This is a genomic window from Maribacter chungangensis (genome assembly GCF_042676845.1).
Taxonomy (GTDB): domain Bacteria; phylum Bacteroidota; class Bacteroidia; order Flavobacteriales; family Flavobacteriaceae; genus Maribacter; species Maribacter chungangensis.
This window is the reverse complement of the sequence record NZ_JBHTHY010000003.1, coordinates 1,339,319-1,356,894: the sequence shown is the minus strand read 5'-3', so window position 1 is coordinate 1,356,894 and position 17,576 is coordinate 1,339,319. Positions and strand designations below refer to the sequence as shown.

Sequence of the window (17,576 nt, the reverse complement as noted above, 5' to 3'; positions counted from 1 at the left end):
TAAAATTTAAAATTGAATGTTTAAACGTGTGAAAAATTGTATACCTGGGTTTACAAGTACCTCGGCATCTTGAGCGGCCAAGGGATTTTGCCCTCTAAAGTCCAACAGATTATTGGCACCAAACTGTACTTGATAGTTTTTGTAAAAGGTTTTCCCGAACGCGAGGTTTACCAATGCATAGCCATCCACAAAAGAATTGTCCAAGGTATCTAATAGATCGTTTCCATTACGATCGGTGAGACCAAACCTGCTGCGGTAAACCACGCGCAAGTTGGCATTCGCGGCCCATCTGGGAACCTCATAAAACAGTTTAAAATTGACAGTATGCCGTGAGCGATTTTCTAGTCCAAAATAATCTTTTCTGGTCAACCTTACCGTTTCCAAGGTTTCCGGATTACGACCAAAAACGGTACCGGCATCTATTGCTGCCTCCTTATCCTTATCAAAGGCATATAACAACTGATAACCACCGGAGATATTTAAATTTTCCAAAAGGCGGTACTTTAGGTCGAACTCCAGCCCTTGGGTATAGACGCTCTCCCTATTGATATAACCAAAGACATTTTGACCGTTGGTTCTAGACGCCAAAATCTGGGTATCAATAAGGTTATCAAAATCGTTCCTGAACAGGTTGATGTCCGAAGCAAGTTTTCCTTTTCTGTAAGCAAAGCCTACATTATAGCCTATGGAACTTTCCGCGTTGAGCCGTTGTCCCAGATTATTTTGATCTACGACCAGATTGGCTATTTCTCCATTATCCAAAAGCCGCTGTATTCCGGCCGCCTCTACTTCTTTTCCAAAAACGGAATAACCACCTCCGGCCGCATTGGTAAAATCCAGATATAACTGCCTAAAATCTGGTGCCTTAAAACCGCTACCCACGGATACCTTGACAGCAAAATTTTCATTAAAATCGTACCGCGCAGAAAGTTTGGGGCTCAATTGGGAATTGTATTCGCTGTGGTTATCGAACCTTGCGCCTGCAATAACATTCAGGTTTTCAAGCGGTTTAAAATCATACTGCGCAAATAGGTATTGCGAATCAAAGGCAACTGATTCTGCAAAAAGCGAGCGATCCAAAGACTCAAAATTGTAACCGACACCCAAGGTCATCGTATTATTGTCACTAAAGTTATGATTGTAGCGCACTTCTGGCCTCAACAACTGCTGATTGAAATCATTGGCGATCAAGAGCTCGTTATTTATGGGGTCCAAGATTTCCTCATCGGTTACATACCGGGTATAATACAACTCATATTGCCAATTGGTATTGTCGGAGGGATTGTGATCTATGCGGAGATGGGCATTGGCATCACTTTCCTCGCTAGTGCTGGGCGTGACATCAAATTCTTGGGTAAAATAACGTCCCGAGGCAAAAATTTTGAATTTTTCGAATGCATCATAAAACAGGCGACCGTTAAAGGTGTAGTTTAAAAACGGATTTACTGTTTGTCCGTCATCGCCGCTAGCAAGGTCATAGCCGTCCGTACCTAATCGATCTGCAAAAAAGGAATATCCAAATTTATCCTTACGCTGATTTAGACTAATATTGGAATTTTGGTTGTTGAAAGTAGCTGCCCGATGTCCTATTTGACCCGTTATAGTTTCAGAATTGGGTTTTTCGGTGATTATATTGATGACGCCACCCAGCGCCTCGGAACCGAAGAGACTTGAAGATGGACCCTTGACCACCTCTATTTGCCTAATATTGCCTATCGCAAACCGGCTTAGGTCCAAATTACCGGAACTACGGCCCACTACGGGCACACCATCTATAAGAACAAGGACATAATCCGAGGCGATACCTTGTATCTGAACCCCCTCACCGCCTCCGATGGTGGCATCGGGAGTCATGACGATACCGGTTTGTTCGTTTAAAATTTCGTTCAGGCGCGTTACGCCGGTGCGTTCTATCTGTTTTTTGGAAATTAAAGTAACAGGTAACGGCACGGAAGAAAGCTGACGAACGGTGCGTGTGGCCGTTACAATTACCTCATCCAAATCTTGGGTTAGGATAGAATCCGTTTTCATATTATTCTCCTGACCAAAAAAAGGCATCGCCAAACACACCATAAATACAAGGGGTACGACCCTATTTAGATTCATTACTAATAATTTTTTGACAAATATATATCTTATTTTTAATGAATCTAAATTAATTTTATATTTTTGGCCTGAAAATAAATAGAACCCTTTTAACATATCACACGATGAAAAAAACAATTTTATCCCTAATGATCTGTGCTGCATTAAGCACCCAGGCGTATGCTCAAAATGACAAAAAAGAACAAGATGCAAACGCCATCAAAGAAATGTGCGGCTGTTTTGAGGTCACCTTCAATTTTGCAGAAACCTTCAATTATAGTAACGACTCTTTGTACAAGCCATCAAAAGCCAAAGTGGACAAGGGTTTGGAATGGGCACAATTGGTTACAGACGATGAAAACAAGGTAGTGATCCAACACATTCTACAAGTAGGCAATCCTGCCAAGCCCATGATCGTAAAACACTGGCGACAAGATTGGATTTTTGAAAATACCGATCTGTACACCTACAATGGCGATAACCACTGGCGTTATGAAAAGAAAGACGCATCCGAAGTTGCAGGACAGTGGACACAAAAAGTGTTTCAGGTAGATGACAGCCCGCGTTACGAAGGCACCGCAACATGGGTACATGTTGATGGTAAAAGCTACTGGGAAAATACCACACCCGCACCATTACCGAGAAGGGAATATACCACCCGGGGCGATTATAACATTACCATGCGCGGGAATAGACAAGAAATTACCGAAAACGGTTGGATTCACGATCAGGACAACGCTAAAATCATTCGTAAAGAAGGCGATACCGATGTAGTTCTAGCCATGGAAAAGGGATACAATACCTATGTGAAAGTACCGGATGCACGTTGTAAAGCAGCAGCAGATTGGTGGACCAAGGAACAGGATAAGTGGGCGACCGTAAGGGGCACCTGGGACGAGGTTTTTGGACGGAACCAAGACCTAGTATTGGAAGAAAAAGTAGATAACAAAGTACTGTACAAGCATCTTTTAGCAGAAGAAATTCAAGAAGAAAAAGAGATTGCAGCTATTATCACATCCTTTGTAAAAAAGGAGAACCAACAAGAATCGAAAAGTAAATAATACTGGTATGAAAATTCTAAAATTCGCACTCAACCTTATACTGTTCTTGTCGTTATCAACAGGAATAGCCCAGGATAACATATTTCTTAAGCGGGACTTTTGGAAAGCAAACCCCACGATCGCAGAAGTAGAATCAGCAATTGAGGCGGGTAACGACGTTTCTGAATTGAACAGTAATATGTTCGATGCCGTTTGCTACGCACTCCTGGCAAAAACGGATAATGCCACCGTTAAGCATCTCTTGACCAAAAAGGGCAATGCCGTAGATAAACTTACCCACGATGGCAGAACCTATCTGTTCTGGGCAGCGTATCGCAATAACCTCGAGATCATGGAATATTTGGTAGCTAACGGTGCCAGAGCAGATATTAAGGACAGCCATGGGTACACTATTATCAACTTTGCCGCACGTGGCGGACAAACAAATACCGCTCTTTATGATTTTCTGTTGAAACATAATGCAGATATTAAGGATACGACCAACAGTGGAGCCAATGCCTTGTTACTTGTAGCGCCATCGGTAACCGACTTCAAGACCTTTGATTATTTTAAAAATAAAGGACTTGATCTGAACAGTACGGACCACAATGGTAATGGTTTGTTCCATTATACGGCAAAAGGTGGCGATATTAGGCTTCTTAAAAAGCTTAAGTCAAAAGGACTGGCTTACAACCAATTAAATAAGCTTAATGGGAACGCCATACTTATGGCAAGTGAAGGGGTTGACAAACACAAAGACGCATTGGCCACCTTTACCTATTTAGAAAGTTTGGGACTAGAACCGAACATCACGGACAAAGAAGGTCGTAATCCTTTACACGCCATTGCCTACAAAAGCGATGACCTATCTATTTTTAGGTTTTTTATTGAAAAAGGCGTTGCTATAAATCAAAAGGATAAAGGTGGCGATACTCCGTTTATGAACGCTGCAAATAGCAATGAACTTAGTGTTGTTCAATTTTTAATGCCGTATGTGAACAACATCAATTTAAAAGATGAAAACGGACGTTCAGCATTGGCAATGGCGGTAAACAAGAATACACCGGATGTAGTTGATTATTTACTACAAAACGGTGCAGACATCGCTACTATTGATGAGAAAGGAAATTCCTTGGCCTATTACCTTTTAAACACCTTTAATGAAAAATCCCCGGAAAAATTCGAATCCAAACTAAAGCTGCTACAAGCTCATGACCTTGACCTTACCGCAGCACAATACAACGGGAATTCACTCTTGCATTTGGCCGCCAGGGACAATAATATGGCCTTACTGAAACGTCTAGAGGAGTTTAAGTTTGATATCAACAAAAAAAACGAGGAAGGAAACACCGCCTTACATTTAGCTGCCATGACCTCCCGTAACGATGCTGTCCTTAAATATTTGATTTCCAAGGGTGCGGACAGAATGGTAAAAACGGATTTTAACGAAACTGTGTTCGATCTAGCAAATGAAAATGAACTATTGAAAGAACAGAAGATAGCGTTGGAATTTTTGAAATAAGGGCGTAGTGGGTAGTGGGTAGTAGATAGTGGATAGTGGATAGTGGATAGTGGATAGTGGATAGTGGATAGTGGATAGTGGATAGTGGATAGTGGATAGTGGATAGTAAAAAAACTGTAACTGATGATGAATTCACAAAATCAACCTTTACTTTTATCTTCTTCTCACTTTACACTTCTTACGAACTATTTTAGATACTGCCAACTACCGGCTATAGACTAAGCTCTGTAAACAACCTCTTAATCTGAGACTATAAAAAATAATACAATGAAAAAAAGATTTTTAGCCATTTTTACCACCGTCGGATTTTTGGTATTGGTCGGTTTTGTGAGACCGGTAGAAACCGTGAACTATAAATGCATGATCCAGCTGACCAACTATACTGGAGAAGGCGCCTACCTAGTAGTGTCTTTATTAAATAATGCAGGCGAATACGAAGAAACCTTATATGTGCAAGGCGATGATAACGAATGGTACAGGGACATTGAGGAATGGTGGAAAAATGTATATGGCATACGCAGACCGGAACTTGACGCCATTACCGGTGCAACAGTTTCCGGGGGTGAACGCAGTATGACGGTTTTAAAAATACCTGCCGCCAAAATAGATGCTGGATACACCATACGTTTTGAATCTGCGGTGGAAGACCAAGAATACCATAAGGACGATTTAGAATTTGAATTAACCACCGAAAACTTAAAGGCAAAAAAAGAAGGCAAAGGTTTCATTAGGTATATACGAATGATGCCGCAGTAGCTAGTTGGTAGCGAGTGTAGTCTCGTAGTGGGCAAAAAAATAAAAACGCCCTACCTATTTGGAAGACGGACTTGAGTTTAAACTTGTATCTTAACTCTAATGCTACCCGCAGGCTTGGCCCTTGAAGTTGACCATTGAACTTGAAATATGACCATCTCAATTTGGAGGTACAGTCACCTTGCGCTGGCGGTATGCTCTTCTTTATTTTTAATCGTTGCGTCCATCACCGGACTCATACTGTCATTTGAGCCTATTACAGATGCAACACGGGGGTATGCCGTAGAAGACCTTAGTGCCGTAAAAGTATCGCGGACCATGAGTGCCCTAGATGAACAATATGAAGAAACTTTGGAGCTAGAAGTAGATGTAAACGATTATGTGTTGGCATCCGTAATCACCAAAGAGGGGGAAAGCGAACGTATTTACATTCACCCTATCACCGGGGCAAAACTAGGGTACCCAAAAGAAAAATCCAGGCTATTTCAATGGACGACCAATTTGCATCGGTCGTTGTTCCTAAAGGGTATCGGTCGCTTTTTTGTTGGTTTGATTTCATTTTTACTTTGCTTGATTACTGTAACCGGAGTATTTCTTTTAGCAAAACGGCAAGGCGGTGTCAGCAAGCTTTTTACCAAAGTACAAAAAGACAGTTTTGAGCAACGCTATCATGTTGTTATCAGTCGATGGTTTATGCTACCTGTCCTAATCGTTGCGGCAACCGGGGTATTTCTATCCGCCGAAAAATTTTCCATCTTACCTTCGGGCAACGTAACACATTCCAAGCTTATTATTCAGGATGATGAAATTCCGGAGCGAGGACGCAGACAGCTGGCACTTTTTGAAACGTTTACCTTGGACAACGTCCGTAAACTGACCTTCCCTTTTTCAGAATTCCCTGAAGATTATTTTGAGCTGGCCCTAACCGATAAGGAACTCTATATTCACCAATACACCGGGGAGATTCTGAGCGAGGTACCCTACCCCTTTGTAACCTTGGCGGCACGTTTGAGTTTAACCCTGCATACAGGCCAAGGTAGTGTTTTATGGTCGGTTATACTTTTGGCTACCTGTGTATCGCTCTTATTTTTTATGTATACGGGTTTTGCAATGGCACTTAAACGCAGGAGAACAGTAAAAGCAACAACACCGGAACTAGACAAGGACAAATGCGAATTTATACTCCTGGTAGGTTCGGAAACCGGAACCACGAACTACTTTGCCACTTTATTTCAAAATGCACTACACAAGGCAGGAAAACGTGTTTACAAAGCAGAATTAAATCAATTCACGGACTATAAAAAAGCAGCACATATTATTGTATTTACAGCAACCTATGGTGAAGGGGAGGCTCCCACCAATGCACGTAAGTTCAGGGAAAAATTTACAACGACACAAAGCGATCAACTTATAAATTACAGTGTTGTTGGATTCGGTTCTTTAGTATACCCAGACTACTGTAAGTTCGCAACTGAGGTAGATACCGTTTTTAGAACAAGGTCTAATTTTACAGAGACTTTACCGCTGTACAAAATTAACAACCAATCTTTTGCCGCTTTTACCGATTGGAGTAGACAGTGGTGTAACACTACGGGTATACAACTCACTATCAAAGCACCAAAAGAGACTAAGAAAACTAGTAAAAAAAAGGCATTTAAAGTAGTCCACAGAACGCCTTTAAACGACGACAATACCTTCTTAGTGCGGCTACGCCCAGAAAAGAAAGTCAAATTTCAATCGGGAGATTTGTTATCGTATCAACCTAAAGAAGATGGAGTACCCAGGTTATATTCCATAGCAAAAATACAAGATGATATTCTTCTGAGCATTAAAAGACATGAATTTGGTCTTTGCTCCAATCACTTAAATAATTTAAAACATGATGATCTGGTGTATATGGGCATAAAACGAAACCCAAACTTTCATTTTCCTAAAAAGGCCAAGGAAATCATCTGTATTTCCAACGGTACAGGAATTGCGCCTTTTCTTGGTATTGTAGACGAAAACAAAGATTATATCCCTATATCTTTATTTTGGGGCGGCAGGAACAAAAGTGCTTTTACGGCGTATGAGGAAACCATCAATCAATACATCACCTCTGGAAAGTTAGCTGAAATAAGCATAGCCTACTCACAAGCAGATGACCAAAAACGCTATGTGCAGCATCTCATAGCTGAACAAAAAATAGCTCTTGCCCAAAAATTGAAATCCGGTGCTGCGATTATGATCTGCGGTTCCATAGCGATGCAAAATGAGGTGCTGACCATTCTAGAAGAAATAGCTACAATAGAATTACATAGTTCATTAAGTGATTTTGAACACAGGGAACAATTAAAAATGGATTGCTATTAAGTCAATATCGCACCAATCAAACCATAGATTGAAGATGGATAGTTTTAAACCAGCAATACAATGTCCGATAGATATTGGGTTATGCACTAGAAAACCCTTAATAGCACTATTATCAAGTATAAGATAAGCCTAATGGCTAAAACAAGTATAGAAACCAAGATAGATACACTAATATTTCAAGTTTTTACCCAGTAACCAAAAACTCAAAACAACCTACATACATCCCATAAACAGTAACGAATTTGGAATACCCTTTCAATGGTCCAATGAAAATACCAACAGGAAAAACAATTGGTGTTCTAGGGTACCGGTTTAACACTTTGTATTAGGAACTAGAGTAGTTCGCGACAAATAACAGCAGAACAAAACAACTCAGACCCCTTATTTGGGGATTGTAGTGAAAATGTAGCCTGCAAAGCCTTATTGGTCGATTTCCCTGAGCCACAAGTTTCTTTCGCCATTAATGTAAGGGAATCAAATACAATTGATGACTTAGTGAAGTGGACACTTTTTTAATGGAATCTGGAAAATTACTTGAACCTACTTTTAGGAAATCAATGATAGGTATTGAACAACTCCGAGGCCTTATTATAAGCTGCCTCAAAAACCAACCAATTCACCCCTGAATGCGCCTTTTGCTCGGTAAAAAAGGAAAGCATTTTTTCAGTAGGCATATTACCCGTGAGTTCGTCCTTTGCCATAGGGCAGCCGCCAAAACCTTGTACAGCTCCATCAAATCTTCGGCATCCCGCATTATAGGCGGCAGCCACCTTTTCGTGCCATTTTGTAGGCGTGGTATGTAAATGAGCTCCAAACTCTATTTGAGGATATTTGGGAATAAGATTGGAGAAAAGATAATCTATCGTTTCGGCATCGGACGTGCCCACCGTATCGGAAAGCGATAAAATCTTTGCGCCCATTCCTGCTAATTTTTCTGTCCACTCCCCTACAATTTCTACGTTCCACGGATCTCCGTAAGGATTACCGAATCCCATAGATATATAGGTTACCACCTCTTTACCTGCATTTTCCGCTACACTAAAAATCTCTTTCAAAGTAACCACGGATTCTGCAATGGTTTTGTGGGTATTCCGCATTTGAAAATTCTCGGATATCGAAAAAGGAAACCCTAAATAATCAATTTCTGGATGTGTAGCCGCTTCTTTGGCACCTCTTACATTGGCAACTATCGCCAGTAGTTTACTGTTGGTTTTGGATAAATCCAACTGGGCCAAAACCTTAGCGGTATCGACCATTTGAGGGATGGCCTTGGGCGAAACAAAGCTCCCAAAATCTATTGTATCAAAACCGCACCCCAGCAAAGATTGAATATAACGAACCTTGTCCTTGGTAGGAATAAAAGTTTTTATCCCCTGCATAGCATCGCGTGGGCATTCGATTATCTTTACTTGGTCGGACATGGCGTAAATGTACAAACTCAAGGTTCAAGTTTCAAGATAAATAGCCTATCCTGTAACCAGAAATATGGCGATACCGCTAAAAACCAGTATTTGTAACCATTTTAGCACTAAACCTGTATTTGTATTTTTTTTTGTGTAAACAGCTATCGTTCCGGCCAACAAAGCAAAGCCTCCAAAAACTAGGGATGACACACAGATAAATAGCAGACCCAAGACATAAAATTGAACTACGGTACTTAATTCATCAGAAAACAAAAAACCGGGAAAAAATGCTAAAAAGAAAATAGTAACCTTTGGATTAAGGACATTCATGATAAATCCTTGCCTAAAAAGGCGTAGTAGACTTTTCTTTTCAACACCTTCGGCATCCAACGCAATGCTATGATCGGCCCTAAAAACCGACCATGCCAAATAAAGAAGGTACAATGCACCGAAAATTTTAATCCCCGTAAAAATCATTGGATTATTCTTGATGACCGCCGAAACGCCAAAAGCCAATAAAGAGGTATGTATCAAACAGCCTGTCATGAGTCCGGCTATGGTGGAAAAACCATAACGTTTGCCATGAGTTACACTTTGTATCAAGACAAAAATATTATCTGGCCCCGGAGATAGCGCTAAAACTGCCGTTGCCAAAGAAAACGTAAAAAGGATTTCGTAGTTCAACTATTTGGATTTCTGCTCGAAAAATACAAATAATAGAGCGGTACAACTATTTTTAATATCTTTCCAAAAATCATTTTTATTCACAACTATGAAAAAAATTACATTTACGCTACTTATTCTAGCGTTAGCGATGACGAATCTTTCATTTAGTTCCTGTAAAACCGAAACATCAAAAAAATCCGAAAGCCTTAAAAATGAAACGGTAATGCAAAAAGATAGCGTTCTAAGACATGTAGTGCTTTTTAAATTCAAGGACGAAACTACCAAAGAGGATATACAAAAAGTAGCAGAAGCCTTTAGTGCACTTCCTAACAAAATACCACAGATCAAAGGATATGAATGGGGCACCAACAACAGTCCCGAAGGATTGGACAAGGGATTTACACACTGTTTTTTCTTAAGTTTTAAAAGTGAAGCAGATAGAGCTATTTATTTACCGCACCCGGACCATAAAGCCTTCGGAGATGTACTAGGCCCACATTTGGATGATGTATTGGTGCTGGATTATTGGACAAAGGGGTAGCATTTGGTTGTAAATATTTAGATGGTGGTAGCGGTATGCCGCCGCTGCGAGATTATAAAATACTACAAAACCTTCAATATTGGTAAGGATATAAAAATGGTAAGACAAGTGGTATAATCCTTTTATGGACCCTAGCGCAAGGCATCTTTTACCGCGAACTCATAATTTATTTAAAATTGCCTTGTTTATTTTTTTAACCAAGGCCGGACCTTCGTATACGAATCCCGTCCATAACTGAATTAAGTCCGCCCCCGCTTCTAATTTTTCTATGGCATCTTCGGCCGAGTGTATTCCGCCAACTCCTATGATAGGAAAGGCTTTATTGCTCTTTTCCGACAAGAAACGAATAACCTCGGTACTGCGATCTTTCAAGGGCATGCCACTGAGTCCGCCAGCTTCTTCCAATAGAATGGCATGTGATTTTAGGTTTTTTCGTTCTATAGTAGTGTTGGATGCGATAATACCATCGATTTTCGTATCGGCTACAATGGCAATGATATCCAGTAACTGACTATCGGTAAGGTCCGGCGCAATTTTAAGTAGAATAGGTTTGCGGTTTACCAGCTTCTTACGAGAAAACTTATCGTTCTCGCGTTGCAGCTCGTTGAGCAATGCGGTTAACGGCTCTTTATCCTGTAATTCGCGAAGTCCAGGGGTATTCGGGGAACTTACATTGACCACAAAATAATCAACATGGTCAAATAAAGCATCAAAACAGATGAGATAATCCTTAACGGCATCATCATTTGGTGTCACCTTGTTTTTACCAATATTACCACCTATAAGTACGCGGTGGTCTTTTTTAAGTTGCTCTACCGCATCAAAAACACCTAGATTATTAAAGCCCATACGGTTAACGATGGCCTTATCTTCCTTTAACCTAAAAAGTCTTGGTTTTGGGTTTCCGCTCTGTGGCTTTGGAGTCAAGGTACCTATTTCAACAAATCCAAATCCGAAATCGGACAATTCATTATACAGCAGGGCATTTTTATCAAAACCGGCGGCCAAGCCTACTGGATTTTTAAATTTTAGACCAAAAAGTTCTCTTTCCAACTTGGCATCGGCAACAACATATAGCGACCTAAAAAGACCTGAAAATCCTATCTTGGAAAAAAACTTGATCATCGAAAAAGAGAAGTAATGCACTTTTTCCGGATCAAATAGGAAAAGTATGGGTCTTATAAGTACTTTATACATTGCTTATACCGTATTTAAAACAAAAATACTAACTACAACGAATAGAACTTAATTCTTATCGTCTAAGTTATCAAGGAAAGAGGTGCGTTTCTTAACAACGGTGGTATCTCGGTAAACACTAGGCGTTACTAAAAATGGAGATCTAGACGCCTCCAAACATAAATTTCTGTAAAGGGTGTATTGTTTTTGATTAAAAAGGGTCAACAGTCTTTTTTCAATCATCGTTTGTACGGAGTGTATACTATCCATCATCACATTGTACTCTTTAGCCAGATCGGAAAGCTCTTGAACAGTGCTCTGAGGATGTCTCTTTCTAATATTGGCCAGTGTATTGTCCAATATTTCGTTCCTATATTTTAGCTCCGCGCTAAAGCTTGCCAACTTTTCACTTTGCTGTGGGTTTAGTTGAAATACAGCTGTTAATACCGAGTCATTTACCACTCCTACACCAAGTACACAATCTGCCTGAGCATTTGATTTATAAAGAAACAGCATTACAAAAAGTACTGTTAAAAAGGGATAAGTTTTTGTAAACATAGCGGGGGAAATTTTACAATAGGTTAAAATTACCATTTATAAGTTTAATTTTGGATAAAAACTAGTTTTCATGCAGCATATCATCGATAGATTTATCAGTTACATTACCATTGACACCCAAAGTGACCCTGAATCTCCTACCACACCTAGCACATTAAAGCAGTGGGACTTAGCCCATAAATTAGTTACGGAGCTAAAACAAATTGGCATGCACGAGGTAACTATTGACGAAAACGCATACATCATGGCGACCTTACCTAGCAATCTAGATTATGAGGTGCCCACCATAGGATTTATTGCTCATTTTGACACTACCCCCGATTTTACGGGAACCAATGTAAATCCGCAAATTATTAGAAATTATGACGGTAAGGACATTGTCTTGAACGCAAAAGAGAACATTGTACTTTCTCCCGATTATTTTGAGGATCTAAAACAGTATAAAGGACAGACCCTTATTACAACGGATGGTACTACACTCTTGGGTGCGGATGACAAAGCGGGCATTACAGAAATCATTACGGCAATGGAGTACTTAGTAAAACATCCAGAAATTAAACATGGTAAAATAAGGGTAGGCTTTACGCCCGATGAGGAAATAGGACGCGGGGCGCACAAGTTTAATGTTGCAAAATTTGGAGCCGAGTGGGCCTATACCATGGATGGTAGCCAAATAGGGGAACTGGAGTACGAAAACTTTAATGCAGCAGGGGCAAAAATTACCATAACCGGTAAAAGTGTGCATCCAGGCTATGCCAAAGGAAAAATGGTCAACTCCATTATCTTGGCAAATGAACTCATAAACCTACTTCCAAAAAATGAAATACCCGAAAAAACAGCGGACAGGGAAGGTTTTTATCATATCCATACGCTAAATGGTGGAATAGAGCACACCAGCATCGAATTGATCGTTCGTGATCACGATATGGAAAAATTTGAACAACGAAAACTGTTTTTAACAACCATAACGGATAAATTGAACGGTATTTATGGCGATTGTATCCAATTAGAACTAAGCGACCAGTACTTTAACATGAAAGAGAAAATAGCCCCCGTTATGCATATTGTGGATATTGCACGGCAAGCTATGGAAGAATTGGACATTGCACCTATCATAAAACCTATTCGTGGCGGTACGGACGGATCGCAGTTAAGTTTCATGGGCTTACCCTGCCCTAATATTTTTGCCGGGGGACATAATTTTCACGGCAAATACGAATATGTACCGGTAGAAAGTATGCAAAAGGCTACTGAATTGATTGTTAAGATTTGTGAACTTACGGCAACTAAATAATTATGGGAAAAAAGAAACCACATAAAAAAAAGGGTGAACTAAAACAGATGTTCGATGCTGTCCGAGAAAACAGCACTTTTATAAATAGCCACGGTCACGATTCCTACCAATTGATCAAAACAAAAAATGGTTTCACGGTAATAGTTAGCAGAGAACGAGCCGAGGACGAAACACATCATTTTGATGCGGAACAGAAAGTACGGGCATATATAAAAACTTTAAATTGAGCTGCCAGGACATACCAACCATTAACGTTTATTATATATATGGAACGAACTGAAAAAATTGAGGCCTACTTTTCAAAAGAGCATCTTTTTAAGGACGCTATAGCAGTTCTTAGACGGCTTTTAAAAGAAACAAAATTAGAGGAAACCTACAAATGGAACTTCCCTACGTATACGTTAAACAATAAAAATGTGATAGCCATTTGCAGGTTTAACCACCACTTTGGATTCTGGTTTTTTAACGGTGTTTTTTTAAAGGACCCACATAAGGTTTTGGTAAATGCGCAAGAAGGGAAAACCAAGGCCATGCGCCATTGGAAGTTTACCTCAAAAAAAGAAATAAACCCAGATCTTATCCTTACATATATCCAGGAGGCGATACAACTTGAAGAAAAGGGGTTGAAAACCCCTAGGCAATTAACAGATAATGATAATGTAAACATGCCAAAGATTTTATCCAGCGCTTTACAAACCAACAGCGAACTACATCAAGCGTATAATGCCCTTTCCCCCTATAAACAAAAAGAGTACAAGACTTATATTAATTCTGCCAAACAAGTGAAAACTAAAGCCTCTCGACTTAAAAAAATTATTCCTATGATTTTGCAGGGAAAAAGTCTAAACGATAGGTATCGATAGAAAAGAAAACTCAACATCTACAGCATAGGCAGTGTCCACCCATTATGGTAATTGGCCTTTATTATTTCATTTGCCTTTTCACTTTTAAACAGACCCGTTGTTTCATCCCAATATATACGATTTCCCGTTTTAAACGCTACATTTCCCATGTGGGACACCAATGCGGCATCATATCCTACTTGTATAGGTGCAGTAAGTTTGGAGGCGTCCCTATCCTTAACCGCTGTAATAAAGTTCTGCGTATGCAGGTCCAAACCGTTTTTAGTGCCTTTATCAAAAGTGGCAGCTTCCATTTTAGGTATACCGTCTTTATCCCAACCCTGAAACTCCTTCTCCGGTATGATTTCCCAACCTTGCCTATCCAACACCAGCGTGCCATTGTTACCAATAAAAGCAATCCCATGATTACGGCCATAATTACCACCATCTATTCCTGTAGCGTGCTCCCATAGTATAGAAAATCCATCGTATTCATATACGGTCTGCAAGGTATCCGGTGTTTCGGAAGCATCATTCGGGTAGGCGAATTTTCCTCCTAATGCCATAACTGATCTAGGCGTTCCTGCTTTCATTCCATAAAGCGCGTAATCAATTAAATGCACGCCCCAGTCTGTCATTAACCCACCTGCATAATCCCAAAACCACCTAAAGCTAAAATGGAACCTATTTTTATTAAAATCCCTTTTTGGTGCCGGGCCCAACCACATATTATAATCTACTCCTTTAGGTACCGCGGTATCAGGGGTAATGGGTACAGGTTTCATCCATCCTTGATACGCCCATGCTTTTGCCAAGCGTATCTCGCCCAACTTACCGGAATGCACGTAATCAATGGCGTCTACAAAATGTGGCTGACTCCTTTGCCATTGGCCAATCTGCACCATGCGATCGCTTGCCCCAACATAGTCCAACATAATTTTCGACTCTTGAATAGAATTCGCGATAGGTTTTTCACAATACACATCCTTACCTGCTTGCAGGGCATCTGTCAATTGCAGGCAATGCCAGTGATCTGGCGTGCCAATAACAACTACATCTATATCCTTGTTCTCTAAAAGACGTCTATAGTCGGTATACCATTTAGGTTTTTTGATGCCTGCCTTTTCCAAGTCCGCAGTTCTGGCTCGTAGGATATTTTCATCTACATCACATAAGGCGATTACATTGGTATCACTAATTTTTAAGATAGATGTAAGGTCGGAAAAACCCATTCCTTTGCAACCTATAAGACCTATATTAATTGTATCGTTAGGCCCAACCTTTTTACGTACTGCCGCCAAGAGTTCCATCGGAAACAAAAATGATGCTCCGGTAACGGCAAGTCCTGCGGTTCCTTTTCTCAAAAAACTTCTTCTATCTAAAGACATATTCAACTATTTTAAGCCATTAAGATACGTATTTTCAAACATAAAAAAAGCACCAATATTGCTATTGGTGCCTTTGCTATGCTATACTAAAGGTAGCCTATTTTTTTTCTAGTGCGGGAGCTGCTAATTTTTTGCTCATCTCCATAGAAATAGCTGAACGATCAAATTTAAGTTTGCCTGCCATGGTTTCCAAAACACATGAGGAGTCCTTATCATTAATATCTACCACTTTTCCGTGCAGACCACTTTTCGTTATAACGCGATCGCCACGTTTTAACTCAGCCGAAAACTTCTTCTCGTCTTTTTGCCTTTTCATTTGCGGTCGTATCATAAAAAAATACGCTACCACGAAAATCAATATCATCGGAAGAAATTGTCCTATATCGCCCATTTTTGGTGTTTATTTGAATTTAAAATTATTTTACCGGTCCAAGAGGCGCGGCACCTTTTGGGTTTACGAAGGCTTTTATCCTAAGTATTTCGGAACCTTTCTCCGTATTGGCCGTAACGGTAATCGTTTTTGTAACCTGATTTTGTCCGGCACCATTAAATTTTACCAGTAATTCACTGGATTCCCCAGGTGCTATAGGATCTTTTGGCGGGTTGGGTACAGTACAGCCACAGCTGCTTTTGGCATCGGTAATAATTAGCGGCGCATTACCTGTATTTGTAAATTTAAATCTAGTCTCTTGGGCAGCTCCCTGTTCAATAGTACCAAAATCATGTTCCGCTTTTTCAAAGGACATTACAGGAACTGCTTTTGCCGCCTCGTCCCTTACTGCCGCTTGCGCTACATTATCTGTCTTAATTTTTTCAGAAGCATTTTCCTTACAGGAAGTAAATGCCAACATCGATACCAAACCTACGGCTAAAACTATTTTTTTCATGATTAAAACTATTTGTTATTATATTAAAACGTAAAATTATAAAATTATTTTATAACAGTCCCCTACCCATTTTGTTAAGCTTTCCCTCGGCCTTGTATTCTTTTGTCAACTTATCCAAAATTCCATTGATAAAAATACTACTCTTGGGCGTTGAGTACTCTTTTGCGATTTCTAGATATTCGTTTATGGTTACACGTTCGGGAATAGATGAAAAGTGAAGCAGTTCGCAGATGGCCATCTTAAGCAAGATACTGTCTATATCTGCAATACGGTCTTTATCCCAGTTGGGCGTCTTGCCCTCTATCTCGTTTTCCAACGCCGTATTCTTTAACAGGGTCTTTGTTAAAAGATCATTCGCAAAAACCAAATCCTCCTGATCCTTAACCAACTTTGGCAGAAAGAACGACTCGTTATGCTGCTCCTTTGCTTTTTTAAATTGTTTAAGAATAAAGGTGTTTACGATCGGAATATCATCTATCCAAGTTAGTTTATCATCCTCAAAATATTCATAAATCTTTTCGTTAGGCGCTATAATTTCCTTAAACAAGTTCAAAATCAATTCCTTATCCATTGTAAAATCAGACTGAGGCTGCTTCATATAATCTTCGTACACCTTGCTTTCTATAATTTCCTTATAGATGAGTTTTACGTACTCTTCGTTCAAGTACCAATTATCCAATTTTCTATTGGATAAGGTTTCTTTTAAAAGCTGATTGTTTTTTAACTGCAGTAAAAGCGCATTATTTACAAACCTTGCCTTGTCCGCATAGCCGTTCTCGGCATCTGCTATGTATTTTTTTGAAGAAAGGGCAAGTTGTTCCGACGCCTTTTGCTGAATTTCTACAAAAAGACTTAACCATACCAGATATAGGGTATATGTATTCTCTATACTTACTTTTAAAAACTTTTCCTGTTTTGGCAGGGAATCATCCTTGGATTGAATCAGCGCGTAAATGCATTGCATCACCTTTACCCTGATATGCCTTCTTGTAAGCATTTTTAAGAACTTTTTTAAGATTTGTACTTTAATCGGCAAAAGTACGCATCTATTTATAGCGGCACAAAATCA

At 39.8% G+C, this 17,576-nt stretch carries 17 protein-coding genes; 8 read left to right on the top strand and 9 right to left on the bottom strand.

The features are described 5' to 3' along the window. Window positions 1–6: 6 nt before the first annotated feature. The gene (locus ACFQZJ_RS05780) at window positions 7–2,106 is read right to left on the bottom strand and encodes a TonB-dependent receptor plug domain-containing protein (protein ID WP_379932951.1); all 2,100 of its coding nucleotides are present in this window, start codon (window positions 2,104–2,106) and stop codon (window positions 7–9) included. A gap of 104 nt (window positions 2,107–2,210) precedes the next feature. On the opposite strand from ACFQZJ_RS05780, the gene ACFQZJ_RS05775 reads away from it, so the two are divergent. From ACFQZJ_RS05775 to ACFQZJ_RS05760, 4 genes are all read left to right on the top strand, one after another. After that, window positions 2,211–3,146, top strand: coding sequence for a DUF6607 family protein (locus tag ACFQZJ_RS05775; RefSeq protein WP_379932949.1), 936 nt, complete (start codon window positions 2,211–2,213; stop codon window positions 3,144–3,146). A 7-nt stretch (window positions 3,147–3,153) separates the two neighbouring features. Further along, window positions 3,154–4,647 carry an ankyrin repeat domain-containing protein gene (locus ACFQZJ_RS05770; RefSeq protein WP_379932947.1) on the top strand — a complete coding sequence of 498 codons (1,494 nt, stop codon included), beginning with the start codon at window positions 3,154–3,156 and terminating at the stop codon, window positions 4,645–4,647. Between the two features lie 267 nt (window positions 4,648–4,914). After that, window positions 4,915–5,403, top strand: a complete 489-nt coding sequence (locus ACFQZJ_RS05765) for a DUF2271 domain-containing protein (protein WP_379932945.1) — start codon at window positions 4,915–4,917, stop codon at window positions 5,401–5,403. 147 nt (window positions 5,404–5,550) lie between these two features. Then, complete coding sequence (locus ACFQZJ_RS05760) at window positions 5,551–7,752, top strand: PepSY domain-containing protein (RefSeq protein WP_379932944.1); 2,202 nt, start codon at window positions 5,551–5,553, stop codon at window positions 7,750–7,752. A gap of 554 nt (window positions 7,753–8,306) precedes the next feature. On the opposite strand, the gene ACFQZJ_RS05755 is transcribed toward ACFQZJ_RS05760, so the two are convergent. Both ACFQZJ_RS05755 and ACFQZJ_RS05750 read right to left on the bottom strand, forming a co-directional pair. Then, complete coding sequence (locus tag ACFQZJ_RS05755; RefSeq protein WP_379933139.1) at window positions 8,307–9,173, bottom strand: hydroxymethylglutaryl-CoA lyase; 867 nt, start codon at window positions 9,171–9,173, stop codon at window positions 8,307–8,309. Window positions 9,174–9,218: 45 nt separating this feature from the next. Then, on the bottom strand, window positions 9,219–9,839 hold the full coding sequence (locus tag ACFQZJ_RS05750) for a LysE family translocator (RefSeq protein WP_379932943.1): 621 nt from the start codon (window positions 9,837–9,839) through the stop codon (window positions 9,219–9,221). 88 nt (window positions 9,840–9,927) lie between these two features. Here ACFQZJ_RS05750 and ACFQZJ_RS05745 point away from each other — a divergent pair, with 88 nt between their 5' ends. Then, a complete protein-coding gene (locus tag ACFQZJ_RS05745) occupies window positions 9,928–10,362 on the top strand; it encodes a Dabb family protein (protein ID WP_379932942.1) in 435 nt (144 codons plus the stop codon). A 159-nt stretch (window positions 10,363–10,521) separates the two neighbouring features. Here the strand turns inward: ACFQZJ_RS05745 and ACFQZJ_RS05740 are convergent, their stop codons facing one another. After that, window positions 10,522–11,559, bottom strand: a complete 1,038-nt coding sequence (locus ACFQZJ_RS05740) for a quinone-dependent dihydroorotate dehydrogenase (protein WP_379932941.1) — start codon at window positions 11,557–11,559, stop codon at window positions 10,522–10,524. Between the two features lie 48 nt (window positions 11,560–11,607). After that, window positions 11,608–12,096: a hypothetical protein gene (locus ACFQZJ_RS05735; protein ID WP_379932940.1), complete on the bottom strand. Its 489-nt coding sequence runs from the start codon at window positions 12,094–12,096 to the stop codon at window positions 11,608–11,610. Window positions 12,097–12,166: 70 nt separating this feature from the next. Between ACFQZJ_RS05735 and pepT the strand changes: the two genes are divergently transcribed. From pepT to ACFQZJ_RS05720, 3 genes are read left to right on the top strand one after another with little or no spacing between them, the layout of a single operon-like run. Next, a complete protein-coding gene (pepT, locus tag ACFQZJ_RS05730; protein ID WP_379932939.1) occupies window positions 12,167–13,390 on the top strand; it encodes a peptidase T in 1,224 nt (407 codons plus the stop codon). A 2-nt stretch (window positions 13,391–13,392) separates the two neighbouring features. Then, window positions 13,393–13,617 (top strand): hypothetical protein, encoded by a 225-nt coding sequence (locus ACFQZJ_RS05725; protein ID WP_379932938.1) that lies wholly within the window; start codon window positions 13,393–13,395, stop codon window positions 13,615–13,617. A 39-nt stretch (window positions 13,618–13,656) separates the two neighbouring features. Further along, window positions 13,657–14,253 (top strand): YdeI/OmpD-associated family protein, encoded by a 597-nt coding sequence (locus ACFQZJ_RS05720; RefSeq protein WP_379932937.1) that lies wholly within the window; start codon window positions 13,657–13,659, stop codon window positions 14,251–14,253. Between the two features lie 17 nt (window positions 14,254–14,270). Here ACFQZJ_RS05720 and ACFQZJ_RS05715 read toward each other — a convergent pair whose 3' ends face one another. From ACFQZJ_RS05715 to nusB, 4 genes are all read right to left on the bottom strand, one after another. Beyond that, window positions 14,271–15,620, bottom strand: coding sequence for a Gfo/Idh/MocA family protein (locus ACFQZJ_RS05715; RefSeq protein ID WP_379932936.1), 1,350 nt, complete (start codon window positions 15,618–15,620; stop codon window positions 14,271–14,273). A gap of 97 nt (window positions 15,621–15,717) precedes the next feature. After that, window positions 15,718–16,011 (bottom strand): preprotein translocase subunit YajC, encoded by a 294-nt coding sequence (gene yajC / locus ACFQZJ_RS05710; protein ID WP_379932934.1) that lies wholly within the window; start codon window positions 16,009–16,011, stop codon window positions 15,718–15,720. Window positions 16,012–16,036: 25 nt separating this feature from the next. Beyond that, on the bottom strand, window positions 16,037–16,507 hold the full coding sequence (locus tag ACFQZJ_RS05705; protein WP_379932933.1) for a DUF1573 domain-containing protein: 471 nt from the start codon (window positions 16,505–16,507) through the stop codon (window positions 16,037–16,039). Window positions 16,508–16,556: 49 nt separating this feature from the next. Beyond that, complete coding sequence (nusB, locus tag ACFQZJ_RS05700; RefSeq protein WP_379932932.1) at window positions 16,557–17,504, bottom strand: transcription antitermination factor NusB; 948 nt, start codon at window positions 17,502–17,504, stop codon at window positions 16,557–16,559. Window positions 17,505–17,576 lie beyond the last annotated feature (72 nt).